The organism is Ciceribacter sp. T2.26MG-112.2 (genome assembly GCF_900492205.1).
In the GTDB taxonomy this organism is placed as follows: Bacteria; Pseudomonadota; Alphaproteobacteria; order Rhizobiales; family Rhizobiaceae; genus Allorhizobium; species Allorhizobium naphthalenivorans_A.
The window spans coordinates 201,186-220,744 of the sequence record NZ_UEYQ01000004.1; the positions used below are offsets into that span (position 1 = coordinate 201,186).

Consider the following 19,559-nt stretch of genomic DNA (forward strand, 5'->3'; position numbering starts at 1 on the left):
GCAGGACCAAAGATCGAACCTAGACAAGCGCCGGTTCTCTTGCGGCGGCGAGAGCCTCCAGCAGCATGCGGCCGCGGGCAAGCGGGTCGACATCGGATTTCAAGAATCCCACAATGTCAGCCACATCGCCCGCGATTTGGGTCGTCTTCGCCAAGCCGAAACCGCGCTCGAGCAAATAGCCTTGCTTCTCGCCGAACTCAAACGGAATTGAGCCCTCGCTGCGAACAGGCTTGCGGAAATGCGTTAAGGCGAAGAGCCGTTTCCATTCCTTGCGGAGTGCCTTCGAAACTTTTGTGTCGCTGCCTTTGAAGCAGACGGGGCCAGAAGCTTCGTCGATCCAGTGCACAATAGCCAAGAGAAAGGGCGAACTATTTATAATTCCGCCGCCACCCTCTCTCAAGGTCGTAACTTCGTGTTTTGCGAACGATGTGCCAATTGTCCGCACCTCGCCGTTGAAATACTCGATATCACTTCTTGGTACTGCAGTAATGATGGGCGCCTCGACCAAAATCTCACGGCGAGGCTTCTTTCGGATGGCATTGCACAAGAACTCAAGAACTTTCTCGGCCATGACGATCTGGTATTCGGGTGTCAGGTGACCCCAATCCGCGAAAATCTCGTCCACGCCAATGCCGGTCTGGACGAGCCTCTGTACCATTGCGAACGCATCAATATACTCGATGTCGTAGTGTTCGCAGATCCCCGTGCATATGGAGTAAGCGTCAGTGGCTTTCCCTTCCAGCGCGAAAGCCTTTTGAGGTAGGAACAGGCAAATCGGTGTGCACCGGGCGTCTTCTGTCGCGAAATGCCGAAGTAAACCCGCATAAGACGCGGCCAAATAATCGCGAGACAGATTGCTTATGTCGAGAAACTGTTGATCGTTTACCGTAAAGTCCAGAAGGGCGAAATCAAAATTCTCCGCAACATTTTCTCTTGGAATTATAAAACTTCCGTAGAGCGAAGGACTTGCTCCAAGCGAAAAATTCTCAATTTCCCAATGTTCAGGGACGATTTTCCTGAGCGCGTTCGCCCATCCGTGGGTCATGACTGAATTTGATGTTCCGATAATGGCTATTCGCATTTTTACGACGGGTCTCTGATCTGTTTAGCTCTTCATAACTCAACCATTGTCGGGCGTCTACGACCGCATTTGCGCATTTGCCCGCGTTCCAATAGTGATACCGTGCTCGTTGGCTATGCGATATCGGGGGCTATGCGATATCCGGGGGATTTCTACGGTACAGACCGTCGAGCGTGCCTTCGCCATGCGATAAAGCTGTGATGCAATTGACGCTGTACCGCCGCTTGGCTAAGGGGGATGCGGGATGCTTGTTGAAGCGCCGAGGTTGTCGTGCCCTAAACCAATGAAACTCTGCGATTGAAGTATATGACAGTAGAAGTAATCGGGCGCGCATGCGCCGCACCTGGGGCCGGATCGCCTGAAGCGCTGTTCGAGATGATGCGGGCGGGTGTTTGTGCGGTCACGAGTATTCCAGGCGATCGCTGGGACCGTGCGCGGTTCTGGCATCCGCAGATGGGCGTTGCGGGCAAATACTATACCGATGCTGCCGGCGTACTCGAGGATATCCATGCCTTCGACCCGGCCCTGTTCGGCATTTCGCGTCGCGAAGCAACCTTCATGGATCCGCAGCAGCGGCTCCTGCTGGAGTTGACCTGGCGGGCACTCGAGGATGCCAATCTGCCGGTTGCCAGTCTGCAGGACGAACGCGTGGCGGTGTATGTCGGCGCATCCAGCCTCGACCATGCCAATCTGTCGGTCGAGGATCCGGCAGCCCCCGGTCCCTACTTCATGACCGGCAATACGCTGTCGATCGTCTCCAACCGCATTTCCCACGTTTTCGGACTCAAGGGTCCGAGCCTGACGGTCGATACCGCCTGTTCGTCCTCGCTCGTCGCTCTCGACCATGCCGTGCGCGCCATCAATTCCGGCCAGGTCGACACCGCCATCGTCGGCGGCGTCAACATGCTCGTCCATCCGCTGCCCTTCGTCGGCTTCGCTCAGGCCCGCATGCTGTCGCCCGACGGGCTCTGCAAGGCCTACGACAATGACGGGATCGGCTATGTGCGCGCCGAAGGCGGCGCCGTGCTCGTTCTCCGCTCCTCCGAACGCGTCGTCCGCGAAGGTGACCGCAGTCGCGCTACGATCGTCGCATCGGGCATCAACGCCGCCGGCCGGACCAACGGCATTTCGCTGCCGTCGCGCGAGGCGCAGGCGGAACTGCTGATGTCGATCTATTCTGACGACATCGATCCCCGCGACGTCGCCTTCGTCGAAGGGCATGGCACCGGGACCAAGGTCGGTGACCCGGCCGAGGTCTGGTCGCTCGGCCAGGTGATCGGCATGCGCCGGGAAGAGCCGGTCTGGATCGGTTCGATCAAGACGAATATCGGGCACACGGAACCAGCTTCCGGCTTGCTGGGCGTGATCAAGGCGATGCTCGCGCTGGAGCACGACTATCTGCCGGCGTCGCTGCATTTCGACACGCCGAACGAAGACATCGATTTCCAGGGCCTCAACGTGCGTGTCGCGGACAAGCCGGTGGCGCTGGCCAAAAGCGAACGGCCGCGCCTCGCCGGCATCAACTCCTTCGGCTTCGGCGGTGCCAACGCGCATGTCGTGATCGCCGACCCTCGGAAGGCCGCAACGACCTCCGCATCGAAGCAGGCGACCGAAGCCTCGCCACGCCTTCTGATGCTGAGCGCCCACACGGCCGAGAGCCTCAAGACGCTGCTTGGCGCCTATCGCGATCGTCTCGATCAGGCTGAAAGCGAAGAGGAGGCCGCCGCCATCGTCGCGGCCGCGAGCGCCAACCGTTCGGCGCTGCGTCACCGCTTCGTCGTGACGGCGGACCCCGCCGAGGCGATCGAAGCGATCGACGCGCATCTCTCCGGCGCCGAATCGCTCGCCGAGACCGGCGAAGCGCTGTCACGCGACCCGAAGGTCGCACTTGTGTTCTCCGGCAACGGCGCGCAGTGGGCCGGCATGGGCCTTGAAGCGCTGAGGCACAATGCGTCCTTCCGGAAGGCCTTCGAGCGGATTTCAGAGCTTTTCTCGCGCCAATCTCCTATCGACCTCAAGGCATCGCTGAGCGATCCCGAGCTCGAGAGCAAGCTCAGCGACACCAAGCTCGCACAACCGCTGCTCTTCGCCATCCAGGCTGCCCTGACGGACGCCATGGTCGAGATGGGTCTTCGCCCGACGGCGAGCTTCGGTCATTCGGTCGGCGAAGTCGCGGCCGCCTATGCGGCCGGGGCGCTGTCGCTCGAGGATGCCGTGACCGTCATCGCCAAGCGCTCGCTGCACCAGGACGTGCTGGCCGGCGAGGGCACCATGGCCGCCGTGAAACTCGGCGAGCAGGCAGCCGTGGAACTGATCCGCTCGCTTGAACTCGAGGGCCTCGAAGTCGCGGCAATCAACGCGCCCAATTCGGTTACAATCTCCGGCTCCTACGAGAACATCAAACTGCTGCGCGAGCGTGCCCGCAAGCGCAGGGTGGCGGTCCAGCCGCTCGACATCAACTATCCCTTCCATCACCCGCTGATCGACCGGTCGCGGGATGCCTTCCTGGCCGACATGCCACCGATCGCGCCGCGTCGCGGCGACACGGCGTTCATCTCGACCGTCACGGGCACTGCCATCACCGGCGAGGCCCTGACGCCGGAATACTGGTGGCGCAATGTGCGCCAGCCGGTGAAGTTCCAGCAGGCTGCCGAAGAGGCGATGGCACTCGGCTGCAACGTCTTCATCGAGGTGACGCCGCGCGCCATCCTCGGCGGCTATCTCTCCGATATCGCCAAGCAGCGTTCGGCCTCGATCAATTACGTCGGCACGCTGTCGCGCGATGACGGGCATCTGGACAGCGATCCGATCCTTCAGGCCATGGCGCGCGCCGTCGCCTGCGGTGCGGCAGTCGACGGGGCCAAGGTATTCGGCAAGCGCAATGCTTTCGTTTCCCTGCCCGAACTTCCCTTTGAGAGGATCGACCTCCAGCCCGACCGCACCAGCGATCGCGCCGACATCTACGGCCGCGACAGCGAAGTCGGCTACACGCTCGTCGGCTGGCGCATCGATCCGAACGGCGCGACCTGGAAAAACCATATCGATGCCCATCTCTTCCCGGACTTGGCCGAGCACGTCGTCGACGGTCGCTCTATTCTGCCGGGCAGCGGTTTCATCGAGATTGCCGTCTCGGCGGCCAGCCAGCTGTTGGGCCAGTCGCGCGTCGAGATCACCAATCTCGAAATCGTTCGCCCGCTCGAACTCAGCGAAAGCCGCCTGATCGAGCTTTCGACGCTGATTTCGCCCGAGACAGGCGATCTGGAGATCCGATCGCGCGAGCGGTTGAGCGAAGACGACTGGACGATCCACGCGGTCGCCCGGGTGCGCAAGCTCTCCGCGTCCGAGGTACGTCCGGCCCCCGCCTTGCCGCAGATCGACGTGACCGCCGAGATCGATGCGAAGAAAGCCTATGGCATTGCCGCCAATTTCGGTCTCGACTACGGGCCGCACTTCCAACTCATGCAGCAGACCATCTGCCGCGGCGATCGCCTGATCGAGGTGTCGCTTGCCGAACCCGCGACGCCGGCGCATCCGATGCTGCGTTACAATCTCAACCCGGTTTCCGTCGACGCCGTGTTCCATGGCCTGGTCGCCCTGTTCGACCGCTTCAGCGGCGATCATCGCGGCGCACCCTATATTCCGGTGCGCTTCGGCCAGATCCGCATCGACCGAACCGGTGCGACGATCCGCCGGGCGGTGATCGAGATCGACCGGCTGAGCCCGACCTCGATCAAGGCCAAGTTCCATCTGTTCGATGCGGATGGCGAGCGCGTTGCGTCCTTCGAGGACTGCCGCTTCCGTCGTACCTACCTGAAACAGCGCAAGACGCTGGGCGCACTTTCCTTCCACTACGAGGCGCTGTCTTCGTCGGTGGCGGGGCGGACCTTGCCGTCGGGCGCGGCCGCCGCCTCGGCGGATTCCTGCTTCGCGCATCTGCCGGAAACCGGCCTCGACAACGAGACGCTGCTGTTCAACGCGGCAATCATGCGGGCCCTGCACGACATGGCGAGCACGCTTGCGAGTGGCAAGGCGAGCCTCACCTCGGCCGATCTTCCCGACGATCCGGCGCTGCGGCCGTTCCTGTTCAACGGCCTGCACCTGCTGGCCGATGCCGGGTTCATCGAACTGCAGGACGGGGAATGGATGATCGATCCGGAATGTCCCCTGCCGCCCGTCGCCGAGATTCTCGGCGAACTCTACAAGGAATGCCCGGATCGGGCCGTCGAGGCGGTCCTGATCAACGACGTCCATCGCGAAGTCCTCGATCGCCTCGCAGACCGGAGTGCGGGCGCGGGGGCTGCCGATGAAGCCTTGCCGAAGCGCGATCACTTCCTCAGCGAAGCAACCGTCGAGCACCAGGAAATCCATTCGGTCGCGGCCCGGTCGAGAATCGCCATCCTCCTGGACGGCCTGCGCGCCTGGTTTGCCACGCGGCCATCACAGGCAAGCCCGCAGATCCTCGAACTCGGCAGCACCTCGGTGGGCCTCAGCCGGGGGATTGCAGATATCGCCGCGGACCATGGGGCGCGGCTGGTGATCTACGAGCCGGATGGCGCGCTTCGCCATCGTCTCGAACTCGCTTTCGAAGATCAGGCCCATGTGAAGGTCCTTTCGCGCGAGCAACTGCCGAGCCTTGCATCGGCCGATGTCGTGCTCAGCGCAAGCAGCAAGCTTCGTGATCTGGTCGAAACGGATTTTGCCTCGGAGAAGAGCGTGGCCGTGCTGGCGGAGGCTCAAACTTTGCTGGCCGCCGTCGAGGCGCCTTCCTTGTTCCACGACTTCGTCTCGGGCCTCTCGGACGGCTGGTTTGCCCGCAGCCAGACGGCGGAATTCCCGATCGGTGCATTGGCGACCGCCAGCGATTGGCGCGCGATCCTTTCGAGCATCGGCTTTGACGAGGCGGATGTCGTCCTGCGCGAGATGACCGGCGGTCCGGTCTTCACCATCGAAACGAAGGCCGCAGCCTCCGCTGCGTCCGAGGTCTCGGAAGTCATCGGCACGGCGCAGAATCCGGTTCTTCTGGTTCATGACGGACGCGTTGCGACGGATGCCCTGTCCGCCGCGGCCGTGGCCCAGGGTTTCCCGTCGTTCGAGGTCCTTGCCGCAAGCGGCGATCTTGCCGCCGACAAGAAGGCCTTCATCGAACGCTTCGAACGCCATGCGGATGGCCCGCTGGACGTGATCCATCTCTCGCCCGCCGTCGATCCGGCGGTGGACGGCTCTGCCGTGCTGCAGGACAATGTGCTGATCCTGAGCGCCTTTGCCCTGGCGCTTGCCGACTATCGTGGAGCGCTCGCCAAGGAACCGGCGCCTATCCGGCTTCTGGTGTCGGCACCCGGCGGCGCGCCGGTGGCCGATCGACCGGCCGCCGACCCGGTCAATTCCGGACTGTGGACTTTCCTGCGCGTTCTGCGCAACGAGTTCGACTTCCTCGACGTGCAGAGCATCGACAGCGGCGCGGCCCGTCGTGATCTCGCCCACTTGCTCGCCGACGTGGCAACCATCTGCGTGCCGGGCGTCGTCAACCGCGAATGGTGCGTCGACCTCGATGGCAGGAGCGTGCTCGAGATGCGCGCCGTTCCGGGCGCCATGCCGGAAACGAACGCCTTCACGGCCAATTTCGATGCCGCCGTCATCCGTCAGCAGACGCCGTCGCAGGTTTCGAGTATCCGCTGGGAAAGCTGTGATGTGCCGGCGATCGGGCCGGACGAGGTTCTGGTCCAGGTCGCGGCAACAGGCCTCAACTTCCGTGACGTCATGTGGGCCATGGGCCTCCTGCCGGAAGAGGCGCTGGAAGACGGTTTCGCGGGCGCCTCGATCGGCATGGAATTTTCCGGCCGCATCGTTGCCGTCGGCAAGAATGTCAGCGACCTCTCCGTCGGCGATCCGGTAATGGCGATCGCTGCCGCGGCCTTCGCCACCCATGTGGCGGTCGATCGTGCCGGTGTCGCCAAGCTGCCAGCCGGCGTCGATCCGGTCGCTGCGGCCTCGATCCCGGTCGTTTTCCTGACGGCCTATTATGCGATCATCGAGCTTGCTAGGGCACGCCCGGGCGAAACGATCCTGATCCACGGTGCTGCCGGCGGTGTCGGCCTCGCCGCGTTGCAGGTTGCCAAGCATGCCGGTCTCAAGGTCATCGCCACCGCCGGCACGCAGGAGAAGCGGCGCTTCGTCGAGATGCTCGGCGCCGACCACATCTTCGATTCCCGTTCGCTGAGCTTCGTCAACGACGTGCTGTCGGTCACCGGAGGCGAAGGGGTCGACCTCGTGCTGAACTCGCTGTTCGGCGAGGCGATGGAGCAGAGCCTGTCGCTGGTCAAGCCGTTCGGCCGCTTCCTCGAACTCGGCAAGCGGGACTACTACGCCGACAGCAAGATCGGGCTTCGCCCGTTCCGCCGCAATGTCAGCTATTTCGGCATCGACGCCGACCAGCTGCTCGTGCTTCATCCCGAGCTCTCGAAGCGGATGCTGGGCGAGATCGGGGCGCTCTTCGAGGAGGGCGTGTTCTCGCCGCTGCCCTATCGTGCATTCGATCACGACGAGATCGGCGATGCCTTCCGTCTCATGCAGAATGCCGGCCATATCGGCAAGATCGTCGTCCTGCCGCCCAAGTCCGGGGTGGATCGGGTCGCGTCGCAAGCCAGGCGCAAGATGGTGGTCGACCCGAAGGGCGTTCATCTGGTGGTCGGCGGGATCGGCGGCTTCGGTCTGGTTGCCGCCGAATGGCTGGTCGAGAAGGGGGCGCGTCATGTCGCGCTCTGCTCGCGCCGGGGCGTTGCCGATGCCGAAACGGCAGCGGCGATCGAACGCTGGCGCGCAGCCGGCGTCGAGGCGCATCTCTATGCTTGCGATGTAACGAAGGAAGCCGACGTCAAGAAGATGCTGGCAGCGATCCGCAAGGTCGCTCCGCTAAAGAGCGTCGTCCATGCGGCCATGGTCCTGGACGATGCGCTGATCGGCAATCTCAATCGCGAGCGCAACCGGCCGGTCATCGACGTCAAGGCCAAGGGTGCCGCGATCCTCGACCGCCTGACCCGTGCCGACAGCCTGGACAATTTCATCTTGTTCTCGTCGGTGACGACGCTGGTCGGCAATCCGGGCCAGGCCAATTACGTGGCGGCGAACGGCTTTCTCGAAGGCCTGGCGCGTGCACGGCGCTGCGCGGGACTGCCGGCTCTCGCCGTCGGTTTCGGCGCGATTGCGGACGCGGGCTATCTCGCCCGCAACACCGAGGTTGGCCAGCGGTTGGATCGCCGCCTTGGCAAGACGGCGATCGGCTCGCGTGAAGCGCTGCAGTGCGTCGAGGACTATATCGCGTCCGCGCCCGACAGCATCGAGGCTGCCGTGGTCATGGTCTCGGAATTCGACTGGGGTGCCGCCCATCATCTTCGGGTGGTCGGCGAAAACCTGTTCGAGGTCGTCATGCGTCGCGCTTCGCATCATGCAAGCGGGGCGGAAGGGGGCGAGATCGACCTTGCGGCAATGATCGACGGCAAGACGCAGGTCGAGGCGCAGGATATCCTCTTTGATGTGGTCGCGCAGGAAATCGCCAATATCCTGAGAGTGTCACGCGAAAGCATCTCCAAGGACAGCGTCCTCAAGGAAATCGGGCTCGACAGCCTCATGGCCGTTGAACTCGGGCTGAATTTCGAACAGAATACCGGCTTCGACATGCCGCTGAGCAGCCTGGCAGACAATGCCACGGTTGGGGACATCACGCGGCGTCTCTTCGAGAAGGTGAGATCGCGTAGCGATACGGACGAAACGGCGGCCGAAAAGCCGGACGAGCTGCGGATTCTCGACGAACTGAGCCGACGTCACGGCGGAGCCGATCAGGAAGGCAACTCCGAGTCCTCGGAGTAAGGGCCTTGGAGCGCTGAAATGGATGAGAGCAAGCGGCAGTTCATATTGAACCGCATGAAGGGGTTGCAGAAGGACGTCGAAGCCGGGCGTCGTGTCCGGACGGAGCACGCCGCGGCGCAGACGCCGGTGCGCAAGCAGCCGGGCTTCTCCGATCTTCCCGAATATAAGCAGGTGGTGATGCAGCAGCTCGCCGGCCAGCAGATGGGCATGGAAAACCCGTTCTATCGGGCGCATGAGGGCGCAAGCGGCGCCACCGCACTGATCGGTGGGCGCAGCTTCGACAATTTTGCCTCCTACGACTATCTCGGCCTCAACCATCACCCCAAGGTTCTGGCGCGCGCCAGCGAGGCGCTGCAGACCTTCGGCGTTTCGGCTTCGGCAAGCCGTGTGGTGGCGGGCGAACGCACGATCCATACCGTGCTCGAAGAGAAGATCGCCGACGTCTACGATGCGCAGGCCGCGGTCTGTTTCGTCAGTGGTTACCTGACCAATGTCGCGGGTATCAGTTCGCTGGTCGGCCCGAAGGATCTGGTGATCCACGATGAATTCATCCACAACAGCGCGCTGGCCGGCATAAAGCTCTCCGGCGCGACCCGCCGCTTCTTCAAGCACAACGACACTGCCGATCTCGACCGGGTGCTGAAGACGCTGGCCGGCGACTACGAGCGAATCCTGGTGATCGTCGAAGGCGTCTATTCGATGGACGGCGACATTGCCGATCTGCCGGCGCTGCTGCGTCTCAAGGAGCAATACGGCTTTTGGCTGATGGTCGATGAAGCGCATTCGCTAGGCGTGCTCGGAGAGACGGGCCGCGGCGTGTTCGAACATTTCGGCATTGCCGCGGGCGAAGTCGATATCTGGATGGGGACCCTTTCCAAGACCAGCTGCAGCTGTGGCGGCTATATCGCCGGCAGCGAGGCGCTGGTCACCTTGCTGAAGGCCCAGGCCGGCGGCTTCGTCTACAGTGTCGGCCTTGCCCCGGCGCTGGCGGCGGCGGCAATCGCCAGCCTGGAAATCCTGAAGGCAGAGCCGGAGCGGACCCACCAGCTGCGTCACAATAGTCGCCTTTTCCTCGATCTTGCGCGCGAGCGCGGTCTCGATACGGGGTTGAGCCAGGGCTATTCGGTTGTGCCGGTGCTGGTTGCCGATTCCCTGCGTGCGGTACAGTTGTCTAACGAATTGCATGCCGACGGTATCAACGTGCTGCCGATCATCCATCCGGCGGTGCCGGAAGGTCTCGCCCGCCTGCGCTTCTTCATCACCAGCGCCCATACCGACGAGCAGATAGCCCGTGCGGTCGATCGTACGGCCGCCATTCTTGGACGTCTCGAGCAGGAGAAATTCGGGCTCGGCTCGTTCGACGCCCGCCAGTTGATGGCACTGTTCGCCAAGTCCTGAGCCTTCTGCTGCTTGTCGGCTCCGTTTCCACAATTGTGATCCGGTGAACACGGTCCGAGGTGCCCATGGTCCACGTCGTCATTACCGGAGGCTCGAGCGGGATCGGCCTGGCGGTCGCGCGGCAGTATCTCGCGCGGGCGGCGCGCGTCACCCTGATCGGGCGCAGCCGGGAGCGCCTCGAGGCGGCAAGGGCGCTTTTGGTGTCCGAGACCGGGCGGAGCGCGGATGATATTTTCATCGCCAGCCTCGACGTTGCCGACGACGCTGCAGTGCAGGCCGCGCTTTCTGCCGCCGAAGCCGATGTCGGCCCCTGCGATATTCTTGTGACCTCCGCGGGCATGGTCGCGCCGGCGCCGTTCGATGCCCTCTCGGGCGCTGATTTCAGGCGCCATGTCGACACGAACCTCCACGGCACGGTTCATGTGATTTCTGCCGTCTATGCCGGCATGAAGGCCCGCAGGCGGGGCCGGATCATGATCGTCTCCTCCGGGGCGGGGCTGATCGGCCTTCATGGCTACACCGCCTACTGCGCCTCGAAATCGGCTCTCATCGGCTTCGCCGAGGCATTGCGCGTCGAATCACGCGGGCATGGAATCGATGTGTCGATCTGCTTTCCCCCCGATACGGATACGCCGCAATTGGCCGCCGAACTGAGACTGCGTCCTCCCGAAGCTGTGGCGATGATGGGAAGTGCCGGGCTGTGGAGTGCGGAGGCCGTTGCCCGGCGCATCGTCAAGGGTCTGGACCGGGGGCAGGCGGAGATCTTCTTCACGCCGAGCCTCTATCTGCTCTCGCGTTTCGGCGGCATTGCAAAGCCGTGGATCTATCGCTGGTTCCACCGCAAGCAAAGGCGGTGACGTCCTGCATCGTCACCGGATGCTCAGTTCGGCTTCATAGCGAAATGCAATGGGTCCGGCGTCCCTTTCCGAGAGAAGAGGGGACGGTGAGAGAATACGCTCGACCATTTCTTGCGCGCCACTTTCTATCGCCGCCTTCCCGATGAAGCCACCGCGCACCTGTATGGTGGCAATCAGGGCGCGGGCCAGCGCGTCGGGCATATCCGCTTCCGGGGCTTCGGGATTGGTCCAGAAGGAGGACAGGCTTCCCTGGTGGGTCACGCCGGGTATGTCGTATACCGAGGCACCGAGGCTGATCACCGGTTTTGCGGCAAGCAGCGCCGTCAGGCCGACGGTCGAATTGACCGTGACCACGCCCTCGGCGCGGGCAATCAGCCGGTCCAGGTCGCCGCCATCGATCAGATCGACCCGTTCGCCGACGCCTTCTGCGTGCGCCATATCGGCGATTTTTCGTCGCCAGTCGCTCAGGCCGTTGTCGATCGGGTGGGTCTTGAACAGGAGGCGTCTGTCGGGTGCTGCGTGACGGGCGAAGGAACGGATCACTCCCTCCACCAGCCGGTCGAGATCACCAAGCGGCGCGTGGATGCGGATCTGGTAGTCGCCGGCCAGTTGCAGCGGGAAGAGGAAGAAGCGAGGGCTCTGTTGTGGCAAGCCCGGCAGGTAGCGGCGCTCGATCGCTTGTGCCTCGCGGCGCCGCCGGCCCGCACTGAAAGCCTTGCCGATCCAGCCGGCATATTCGACGACGGGATGAACGGGGCCATGGGTGCGATAGTTCGGATGGACCATCCAACCCAGCAGCACATTGGGGACGTGATAGGTGAGGTCCAGCAGCGCATAGGTGAGGAAACTGGAGCGGAAATGTGCGCTGAGATCGGCCGGTGGTCTGTCAGCGGCGATAGCGCGAATCACCTCGGAATCGCGTGGAAAGCGCGATCGCCCGGACATACCGTCCGGCTCGATGGTCAGCCAATCTGGTCTCAGATAACCATGCTCAAAAACATGTACGCGAATGCCAAGCCTGTGGGCCACCGCGATCGCGGCGGCATGCTTCGGCCGCCCGTCTCCCAGCATCAGCATGTCGGTGATCTGCCTGTCACGGCAATAGCGCTCGAGATAGTGCGGCCATTGGGCATCCGTGCCCTTGAACCATTCGGCCTTGCGCGGCCACCAGAAGACGGTATCACCAAGGCAGAAATTGATCTTGTGGACCGCCAGTCCGCGCTTCTCCGCCGCGGCGGCGAGACCCTTCAGGAAAGGAGAGGCCGGACCCTGGAGGATCAGCAGGGAGAAACGGTGCATCATGGTCACTTGCCGTCTTGTTCGTGGATTGGTCACCACCTATAGTCGCCGCCGTTGCCCAGGTAAAATGTTGGTATCAGTGAAAATGGTTCGGAATGCCCCTCTCTGTCCTTAGTGGCTGGTGCGTCTGCTGATGCAACAATCCGGGAAACGATCCTCAGTCTTGTTTCTTCAAGGGCCGCCATCGACGTTCTGGCGGGCGCTCGCTGACGCATTCGAAGCGGCCGGCACGTCCACCCATCGCGTCAACCTGTCTTTGGGTGATCAGCTTTATTGGCGCAAGCCTGGCGCACTCAACTATCGCGGCTCGTTCAAGCGCTGGCCGGCCTTCCTGGAGGCGCTGATCGAGCGCGAGGGTATCACCGACATTTTATACTATGCCGACCAACTGCCGTATCACTGTGTGGCGCGGGAGGTCGGCCAGCGGCTGGGTGTTCGTTGTCATGCGATGGAATTTGGCTACCTGCGTCCCGACTGGATCACCCTCGAACGCGACGGAATGGGCCGCCTGTCGCATTTTCCCAATGATCCCGAGATCATCAAGGCCGTCGGCGGACAGGTTCCGGAGCCGGATATGCACGTGCTCTATCCCCATACCTTCGGACAGGAAGCTTTCAATGAGGTGGTCTACAATCTGACCGCCTATTTCGGGCGCCCGTTCTTTCCGCTCTATCGCGCCGACAAATATTATAATGCGCTGGTCGACTATCTGCCTTGGGTCGTCCGGGCCCTGCAGCGGAAAGCCGGGACTCCGACCGATCTTCTGGAGAACGGTCATGTGCCATTTTATGTGGTAGCGCTGCAACTCCAGAGCGACTACCAGATTCGCGCCAACTCGCCCTATGCGCATCTCTCCGAGATGCTGGAAGAGGTCATCCGCTCCTTCGCCGCCCATGCGCCGGCTGATCATTTTCTGGTCGTCAAGCAGCATCCACTGGATAACGGGCTGGAGCGTTGGGGCAAAAGGGTCGCCCATATCGCGAGGCAATACCAGGTCGAAAAGCGGGTGATCTTCATCGAAGAGGGCAATCTCGTTGCCTTGCTCAAGCGGGCCTCGGGCGCCGTCGTGGTCAATTCCACGGTCGGACTTCACAGCCTGAGGGCGCATGTGCCGACGATCGCGCTCGGCTGTGCGGTCTTCGACGTACCCGGGCTCACCCATCAGGGTGCCCTTGACAGTTTCTGGGCAGAACCCGAGCCCGTGGACGATGCCCTGCTCCAGAAATTCCTTGCCGCTATTGCCGCCACCATCCAGGTCAAAGGAAACTTCTACCATCAGGAAGGCCGGGTGATCGCCATTCAGGAGATCGTGCGACGCATTCTTGCCCATGAGGTCAACGAACCCGGTGCCTTCATCGATCCGCCTCCGCGCTGGTCTTCGCCCAAGGCGTCTCCGCGGCATATCGGCAACAGTGGCGGCGGAAATTGATGGCAGGTATTGGTCAAATTTTAGCTTCCGTAACCTATTGTGGTTCTACGTCTGGAAGTCCGGCTTTTTCCCATGCTAAGGGACATCAGCCGAACGAGAATCTGTCGCGGTCAGGAGTGCCCATTTGAAACGCGTTGTTGTTGTTGCCATCGTATGTGCCGGTCTGGCGAGTTGCGAAGCGGTTCCCGGTGCCGGTCCGCTGGCATCCGATATCAATTCGCAGGCTGGCAAGTCGATCTCCGACGTCCACCGTTCGAACGCGGCCGTCTTTGAAATCGTCGACGTGAATGCGGAAAGCGCGCGCACGGTTGCCGATTTCTCCGTCGGCATGCTGAAGCGCCGCTTTGGTATCGGCGGCGCGGCACGCAATGTCGTGATCGGTGTGGGCGACCAGCTGCGGGTCACCATTTTCGAGGCCGGCGCCGACGGCCTGTTCTCGACCCAGGATTCCAAGAAGACCGATATCGACGTCATCGTCCAGCCGGACGGCAAGGCCGCCATTCCTTATGTCGGCCTGGTGCAGTTCAGCGGCCGGACGCTCGAGCAGGCGCGCCAGGCAGTCTTGAGCGCATTGGCCAACAAGGCCGTCGAACCTGATGTCATCATCAGCAGCGGCTCCACCTCGTCCCGCAATGTCACCGTGTCCGGTGCCGTCGGCAAGCCCTCCATGGTGCCGCTCGGACTGTCCGGCGAGACGATCATGGAAGTCATCGCCAAGGCTGGCGGCCCGGCCTCGCAGCCTTACGAATCCTATGTCACGCTGGCTCGTGGAAAGAAGACCGGTACGGTCCTTTTGCAGTCGATCGTCGAGAACCCGTCGGAGAACATCTACGTCGAGCCCAAGGACCAGATCTTCGTCACCCACGATCCGCGCACCTTCACCGCGCTGGGCGAAGTCTGGAAGAACGGCCGCATCCCCTTTGGCTCCAACGACGTGAACCTGCTCGAAAGCATCGCGCTGGCTGGCGGCGGCTCGGACGAGCGGATCGATGCCAAGGGTTACTTCGTCTTCCGTTACGAGGAGCCGGAAATCGTCTCCGACCTGCTGTCGCCGGAGCGTTTCCATGAACTCGTCGCCAAGGGCATGAGGCCGAACAAGGAAGGCCGCTATCCGATCGTCTACCGCTTCGACATGTCTGTGGCCGACAGCCTGATCGTCGGCCAGACTTTCCCGATCAAGAACCGCGACGTCATCTATGCCTCGCGTCACCCGGCGGTCGATATCGCCAAGTTCGTCCGTATGGTTTCGGCGCCGCTGTCGGCTGCCCGCACCGGGCAGATCATCGCCAACCAGTAAGGCTCCCGGCGAGAGCCGCGGTTCGCGTTCCAACAATAAAAAAACCGCCGTCTCCGGCGGTTTTTTGCTGCCGGGACGTTCGAAAACGTCCCGGCATTGATGGGTCTTTCCTGTTACTCGCGGTTGCCAAGGAAGCGCAGCATGAACAGGAACAGGTTGATGAAGTCGAGGTAGAGCTGCAGGGCTCCCATGATCGCCTTGCGGCCGGCCACGTCGCTGCCGTCGGCTTCGTAATAGGATTCCTTGATGTTCTGCGTGTCGTAGGCGGTCAGGCCGGCGAACAGCAGGACGCCGATCACCGAAATGGCGAATTCAAGCGCCGAAGACGCTAGGAAGATGTTGACCAGCGAAGCGATGATCACGCCGAACAGGCCCATGATCAGGAACGAACCCATGCCCGACAGGTCACGCTTGGTGGTGTAGCCGTAGAGCGAGAGCGCTCCGAACGACGCCGCCGTCACGAAGAAGGTCTGGACGATGCTGGCGCCCGTGTAGACCATGAAGATCGACGACAGCGACAGACCCATCAGACCGGCATAGACCCAGAACGTGGTCTGCGCGGCCGAGACGCTCATCGAGTGGATCTTGAAGCTCATGAAGAACACCAGGCCTACCGGGGCGAGCATCACCAGCCACTTCAGGGGGCTGAGATAGATCGCCTGGCCAAAGGCGGTCAACTGGCCGTCGCTGCCGATCGCCATCTGTGCAGTGACGAAGGCAGCAATACCGGTGATGGTCAATCCGAGCGCCATCAGGTTATAAACCTTGAGCATATAGGCGCGCAGGCCCTCGTCGATCATCGTCGCCGACTGGGCACCACTCTGGCCGGGTCGGCTCTGGTAGTTGCGAAGTTCAGACATTGTTTCCTCTTTTCAAGCTCCGAAAAGGTTACGGTGTCGGGTTTCATACCCAGGCGCCGCTGCGGAGCTTCAGCATGCCTAGCGCCAATATGAGGTTTCCGGGCGCGCGCGACAAGAGCCGCGCTTCTCAAAATGGTGTTATCGGCGCCGATCCGGCCGGCAGTTATGGCTCAATCGGCGGCGGATGAAGATCGTGGTGGCGCTAGAGTTCCCGGAGAACCGGAGCCGCCTTCTGTCCGAGAATTCGCCAGGTGCCGGCGAGTCCGATGCCGATCGTCGTCACGAGCGACAGCAGTATCGTGGCGAGCGCCACATCGGGCAGGAAATTGGATGGCAGCCGCATGATCTGGCTCAGCACGTACCAGGCAACCCCGCCGCCGGCCAGGAGTGCGAAACAGGCGGTCGCCGCTCCCAGCAGGAAGTATTCGTAGGTGAAGGCCCGGATCAGCATGGCCCGCGTGGCGCCCAGGGTCTTCAGCACCACGGCATCGTGTGTGCGGGCCCTATTTCCGGCCGCAAGCGCTCCGGAAAGCACGAGGATCGAGGCCACGAGGGCAATGGCCGCGGCGGCACGAATGGCGGTCGCCAGCTGGCCGACCAGCCGGTCGACCACGTCGAGCGCGTCCTTGACCCGCACACTGGTGATCGTCGGGAAGGTTCGGGTCACGGCTTTCAGGATGGCGGCCTCCTCGGCCGGCCCGGCGCTCGCGTCGGTCAGCGTCGCGAGCCAGGCATGGGGAGCGCCGGCAAACGTGTTGGGCGAGAACACCATGACGAAATTGATCGACAGGCTCTCCCACTCGACCTTGCGGAAATTGGCGATCTTGGCGGTGATGTTGCGGCCGAGCACGTTGACGGTCACGGTATCGCCGAGTTTCAATCCGAGTTCGCCGGCTTCCTCGGCGGAAAACGAAACGAGCGGATCGCCTATATAGTCTGCCGGCCACCAGTCTCCCTCGATGACGGATGCATTCTCCGGCACCGATTCTGCATAGGTGATGCCGCGATCGCCCCTAAGCACCCAACGGCCTTCCGGCGGCACGTCCATCTTGGCGACATCCGTATCGTTGAACGCGAGGATGCGTCCGCGCAGCATGGGAACTTCCACCAGCTTGCCGTTTTGCGACTGTCCTTCGACGACCGAACGGAAGCCTTCGATCTCGCTCTTCTGGATGTCGATGAAGAAGAAATTCGGCGCGCGTTCCGGCAGGTTGGCGCTGAGCTCCCGTCGCAGATTGCCGTCGATCAACGCCAGCGCGACGAGCAGGCTCAAGCCCAGACCGAGCGACAGGGTGACGGCGGGCGTCAGGGCGCCGGGACGATGGATGTTGCCGATCGCCAGCCGCAGCGCGGCGGAGGGCACGTGGGGGCTCCGCCGCGCCAGGTAGGCGATGCCAAGGGCGACCAGGCGCAGGAGAACGAAGCCGGCGGCCATGGCGACGAGGAAGATCGTCGCGATGCGCCTTTCCTCGGAGGTCAGGATTGCCAGCGCCGCCAGAGCGCCAAGGGCCAGCGTGGTGGCAGCGAGATAGGGCCACGACGGCCAGCCGCGCGGCTCGAAACCCTGTTCGCGGAAGAGGGCGGTCGCCGGGACCTTCCGAGCATGACCGAGCGGGAGGATGGCAAAGGCCAGGGTCACCAGCATGCCGAACAGGGCCGCGAGCAGAAGGGCACCGGGATAAAGCGTCGGTTCGGTCGATATGGGAAGGAAGCCGGCGAGATAATAGGAGGCGATCAGGGGAGCGATGGCGCCGAGCACGAGGCCGGCCAGGATGCCGATGGCCGCAACGATGGTGATCTGGAAGAAATAGACCATGACGACGACCGAGGCCGGTGCGCCGAGGCACTTCAACGTGGCGATGACGGTGCGCTTGGAATCGAGGAAGGCGCGCACCGCATTGGCCACGCCGACGCCGCCGACCACCAGCGCCGTCAGGCCGACCAGCGTCAGAAACTGGGAAAAGCGTTCGATATTCTCGGTGAGCGACGGAGCGGCCCGGTCGCTCGTGCGGATCGACCAGCCGGCATTCGGCAATGTGCTTTCGGCCTTGCGCCGAATCTCTTCCGGCGTGGGGGCGGGGGCTGTGAGCCGGACCTTGTAGGCATGCTCGACCAGACTGCCGGTTTCCACCAGTCCGCTGGCCTTCAGGGCTTCGCGGCTGGTGATCAGCCGCGGTGCAAAGCCGAAGCCGTCGGAGATCGCATCCGGTTCGGTTGCGATCGAGCCGGCGATGACGAAGCGGGCCTTGCCGATCAGTATCTCGTCGCCGACTTCAAGGCCAAGTCGCTCCAGCAACAGGGGGGCGGCGACCGCGCCGAAACGGCCGTCGCTTGCGGCGACAAGTTCGCTCAAGGGACGGGCGGGGTCGGCCACGAAGGTGCCGTAGAGCGGGTAGGCGCCGTCGATAGCCTTGACTTCGACCAATGATTGGTCCGATCCGTCGGGCAGGCGCGCCATGGAGCGCAGCACGGTCGACACGGAAATGTCTCCCAAGCCCTGGAGAAAGCCGATCTCTTCGGTATTGGCCTCACGGTTGTTCAATTCGAAGCGCACGTCGCCGGCGAGCAGGGTACGCCCCTCCGAGGCAATGGAGCCGGTAATCGCCGTTGCGACCGAATTGACGGCGGCGATGGCGCCGGTGCCGAGCGCGATGCAGGCCAGGAAAATATAAAAACCCTTCAGCCCGCCGCGCAGTTCACGCAGGGCTATGCGAAAAGCTGTCGAGGCTCTCGTCCTGAAACGCATCATGCCGTCACGACTTCCGAGCGGCGTTCCGTCACCGCGGCGTCAGCCACGATCCGGCCCGAGGCGACGCGCACCTGGCGCGAGCAGCGGGAGGCAAGCGCAAGGTCATGGGTGACCAGCACCAGAGTCATGCCGCGTTCGGCCTGCTGGGCAAAAAGCAGGTCGGCGATCTGGCGACCCGTCTCCGTGTCGAGATTGCCGGTCGGTTCGTCGGCGATAAGCACGGCCGGCGAGGGAGCGAGCGCACGGGCGATCGCGACGCGCTGCTGCTCGCCGCCGGAGAGCTGGCCCGGATAGTGGCCGAGCCGCTCACCCAGGCCGACGGCCTCAAGTTCGCGCCGGGCGATGTCGAAGGGACTGCGAACATTGGCCAGCTCGAGCGGAATGGCGACATTCTCGAGGGCGGTCATGTTGGCGATCAGATGGAAGGACTGGAAGACGATGCCGATGTTCTTGCCGCGAAAATCGGCCAGCGCGTCTTCGCCAAGATTGTGCAAGGGTGCACCATTGACGTGGATCTCGCCTGTGTCGAGCCGTTCGAGGCCCGCAAGCACCATCAGCAGCGTGGACTTTCCCGACCCGGACGGGCCGACGATGCCGACGGCTTCACCTTTGCCGATCGTCAGATCGATGTTCTTCAGGACATGAACGGATGCGGCCGCATTGCCGAGCGTGAGGTCGGCCTTCTTCAGTTCGATAATGGTTTTTATCACTCGTGCTCGCCCTATA

10 protein-coding genes are annotated in these 19,559 nt (G+C 62.9%); 5 read left to right on the forward strand and 5 right to left on the reverse strand.

Annotated features, from left to right (window positions below; all coding sequences use genetic code 11):
• Positions 1-19: 19 nt before the first annotated feature.
• Entirely contained in the window at positions 20-1,045 is a 1,026-nt protein-coding gene (locus tag DYZ14_RS08840; protein WP_154720323.1) for a hypothetical protein, read from the reverse strand.
• 342 nt (positions 1,046-1,387) lie between these two features.
• Between DYZ14_RS08840 and DYZ14_RS08845 the strand changes: the two genes are divergently transcribed.
• The 3 genes from DYZ14_RS08845 (at position 1,388) to DYZ14_RS08855 (ending at position 11,199) form a co-directional block, all read left to right on the forward strand.
• Positions 1,388-8,944, forward strand: a complete 7,557-nt coding sequence (locus DYZ14_RS08845; RefSeq protein WP_154720324.1) for a type I polyketide synthase — start codon at positions 1,388-1,390, stop codon at positions 8,942-8,944.
• An 18-nt stretch (positions 8,945-8,962) separates the two neighbouring features.
• The gene (locus tag DYZ14_RS08850) at positions 8,963-10,342 is read left to right on the forward strand and encodes an aminotransferase class I/II-fold pyridoxal phosphate-dependent enzyme (protein WP_154720325.1); all 1,380 of its coding nucleotides are present in this window, start codon (positions 8,963-8,965) and stop codon (positions 10,340-10,342) included.
• Positions 10,343-10,407: 65 nt separating this feature from the next.
• Positions 10,408-11,199, forward strand: coding sequence for an SDR family oxidoreductase (locus tag DYZ14_RS08855; protein WP_154720326.1), 792 nt, complete (start codon positions 10,408-10,410; stop codon positions 11,197-11,199).
• A gap of 12 nt (positions 11,200-11,211) precedes the next feature.
• On the opposite strand, the gene DYZ14_RS08860 is transcribed toward DYZ14_RS08855, so the two are convergent.
• The gene (locus tag DYZ14_RS08860) at positions 11,212-12,501 is read right to left on the reverse strand and encodes a capsule biosynthesis protein (RefSeq protein WP_232365489.1); all 1,290 of its coding nucleotides are present in this window, start codon (positions 12,499-12,501) and stop codon (positions 11,212-11,214) included.
• A gap of 160 nt (positions 12,502-12,661) precedes the next feature.
• On the opposite strand from DYZ14_RS08860, the gene DYZ14_RS08865 reads away from it, so the two are divergent.
• Both DYZ14_RS08865 and DYZ14_RS08870 read left to right on the forward strand, forming a co-directional pair.
• Complete coding sequence (locus DYZ14_RS08865; protein WP_232365481.1) at positions 12,662-13,927, forward strand: capsule biosynthesis protein; 1,266 nt, start codon at positions 12,662-12,664, stop codon at positions 13,925-13,927.
• A gap of 124 nt (positions 13,928-14,051) precedes the next feature.
• Positions 14,052-15,224 carry a polysaccharide biosynthesis/export family protein gene (locus DYZ14_RS08870; protein WP_154720329.1) on the forward strand — a complete coding sequence of 391 codons (1,173 nt, stop codon included), beginning with the start codon at positions 14,052-14,054 and terminating at the stop codon, positions 15,222-15,224.
• A gap of 113 nt (positions 15,225-15,337) precedes the next feature.
• Here the strand turns inward: DYZ14_RS08870 and DYZ14_RS08875 are convergent, their stop codons facing one another.
• The 3 genes from DYZ14_RS08875 to DYZ14_RS08885 form a co-directional block, all read right to left on the reverse strand.
• Positions 15,338-16,084 (reverse strand): Bax inhibitor-1/YccA family protein, encoded by a 747-nt coding sequence (locus DYZ14_RS08875; protein WP_115670400.1) that lies wholly within the window; start codon positions 16,082-16,084, stop codon positions 15,338-15,340.
• Positions 16,085-16,286: 202 nt separating this feature from the next.
• Positions 16,287-18,830, reverse strand: coding sequence for an ABC transporter permease (locus DYZ14_RS08880; RefSeq protein ID WP_154720473.1), 2,544 nt, complete (start codon positions 18,828-18,830; stop codon positions 16,287-16,289).
• On the reverse strand, positions 18,830-19,543 hold the full coding sequence (locus DYZ14_RS08885) for an ABC transporter ATP-binding protein (RefSeq protein ID WP_154720330.1): 714 nt from the start codon (positions 19,541-19,543) through the stop codon (positions 18,830-18,832). Before DYZ14_RS08885 ends, DYZ14_RS08880 begins: the two co-directional genes overlap by 1 nt.
• Between the last annotated feature and the right edge of the window lie 16 nt (positions 19,544-19,559).